Below are 1463 nucleotides of genomic sequence, written 5' to 3'. Positions count from 1 at the left end.
GCGAGAGATCGACCCACCCCGCAACACTTGACAGCAACTGCAGCGAACGACGGCAGGCCGGTTGGCTCGGAGATGGACCTCGATCCGAATCGGCCACCGTTGCCAGACGTGGGCGGACCTCATGCACAGGAGCTTGTGTGCGATACGTGGGGCGGCGGAGGCAGCAAGGAGGCAGCGCGAGCGTCGCTGTGGGTCGACTCCGAGCGTGAAACGAACGACGCCCGTCACCTGCTTGCTGGCGCAGACCGATACCAGTTGCCAGCGGCCGACAGCTTGAGACCGCATCCCCCCGGCGGGGGTCAGCCTGGGTCGCCGACGGAACGGCTGTCGACAGCAACGCCGCCGGACGGCGGCACACTGACGCGCGCTGGCATAGACGAGGCTCCGAGCGTGCAGCCGTTGCCGGACGCGTGCGGACGCGACGCACAGAGCTCTTGTAAGCGCGGCGTCGCGTTTGATCGGGTGTCGAGTGACAACCTCCCGCTAGGCTCTACCGCGGTTCACGAGCAATACGGGAGGGGCTGGCATGGGCAACGCGGTGTGGGGCCACGGCTACCATCAGGGCTTCGCCGATGGTGCCAAGCAAGGCGGGGTTCTCGGTGTCGCGGGGACGATCGCCGTCGGCGTCGTCGTCGCGGGAGTCGCCTTCGGTTACCGCGAGCTCAAGGCGAGGAGCTTCGCCAAGCGCGACCAGGAACTTGCCGCCGAGGGCTCGAACCCCGTCGCCGAGGAAAGCGCGGGCGACGAGCAGGAAGCCAGTGAAGGCACCACAAACGAATAGGTTGGCCGGCCCCGCTGATCGAGCTACTAGGCAAACGGGCGCAGGTTCGCGATTTTGCAGCAGTGGTGCTGCGTCCCCGCGGTCGGGACGAGGCGCTCTAGCTTCCCGACACGTCGTCGGTCGCCGAGAGCTGGGCCGCCCGCTCCTTCGCTAGGTCATCGATGATCCATAGCAGCGCCGACACAGCGTTGGAGTAGCGGAGATACCGAGGATTCTGGTTGGACTTGGGCTCACACTGCTCCCGCATCCGCCGGAGCTCCTCAACTATCTGCCGCAACCGGTCCTCCTGGTTCATGGGGGACAGCGTTCCCGGTGGCGAACTGGACGGCAACAGCCAGTGTCCTCCACAAGATCATCGGGCACATGTCGGGCACAACTGACGCTGACAAGGGCTGTCAACCGCTGTAAGGCAACGAGAGACACAGCCCAGGTCAGGACACCGATCCGCCCGATCTGCGATGATCCACAGACCGCCGGAGGGGTTCAGGGTTCGAGTCCCTGGCGGCAGAAGCCGTGCGGCGTCGCGGGGACAGGAGCCGAATGGCTTCATTGCCGATTTCTTCTGTTCTGGATCAAGGCGCCGCGCTCCGCGCGGCGCGGGGCCGTTGACCGGGAACGAGGCGCGGGCGGTCGAGTTGGTCGAACGGCACGTGGACTGGCTGGACCGGGCACCGTCGCCGGC

General features: G+C 66.6%; 2 protein-coding genes. One reads left to right on the top strand and one right to left on the bottom strand.

All coding sequences use genetic code 11. The features are described from left to right. Positions 1-526: 526 nt before the first annotated feature. Positions 527-781: a hypothetical protein gene (locus tag ACWCO3_RS34580; protein ID WP_450014208.1), complete on the top strand. Its 255-nt coding sequence runs from the start codon at positions 527-529 to the stop codon at positions 779-781. A gap of 97 nt (positions 782-878) precedes the next feature. On the opposite strand, the gene ACWCO3_RS34575 is transcribed toward ACWCO3_RS34580, so the two are convergent. Continuing rightward, on the bottom strand, positions 879-1076 hold the full coding sequence (locus tag ACWCO3_RS34575) for a hypothetical protein (RefSeq protein ID WP_450014206.1): 198 nt from the start codon (positions 1074-1076) through the stop codon (positions 879-881). Positions 1077-1463: the final 387 nt, after the last annotated feature.

Source organism: Micromonospora sp. NPDC002411 (genome assembly GCF_053592955.1).
This window is presented reverse-complemented; position numbering and strand designations above follow the sequence as displayed.